Here is a 304-nt window from a genome sequence, read left to right as displayed (position 1 = left end):
ATTTCATTATTGTTCACGACTTGCATCATCATGTCTTTATAAATGCCAAGTCGCGTATCGATATTATCGGCAGTTTGCTTGAGCAGCTGCTCGGAGTATTCCGTGACTTTCTTGTTAATCGTCGATTTAGAGATGGAAAATGAAATAAACCCCATAGCAAGCAGAGGTGTGAGTGAGAACAGAAATAAAAGCAGCATCCATTTATAACGTATGCTGCTTGTCCATATAAGTATCCTTTTGTTGATCTTTGCAGGTCGTTTCGCCATGGTGGAAATCCCTTCTATCTATCCTTTAATCCCTGACA

The 304-nt window shown here is 39.8% G+C and carries 1 protein-coding gene; it reads right to left on the bottom strand.

Annotated features, from left to right (window positions below; genetic code table 11):
- Positions 1-266 (bottom strand): hypothetical protein (locus KVT27_RS24165; RefSeq protein ID WP_217582128.1); only part of this gene is annotated, 266 nt, incomplete at its 3' end.
- Between the last annotated feature and the right edge of the window lie 38 nt (positions 267-304).

This window comes from Lysinibacillus sp. GbtcB16, assembly GCF_019091145.1.
Lineage (GTDB): Bacteria > Bacillota > Bacilli > Bacillales_A > Planococcaceae > Lysinibacillus > Lysinibacillus fusiformis.
The sequence above is the reverse complement of the archived record's forward strand: the minus strand, read 5'-3'. Positions and strand labels throughout refer to the sequence as shown.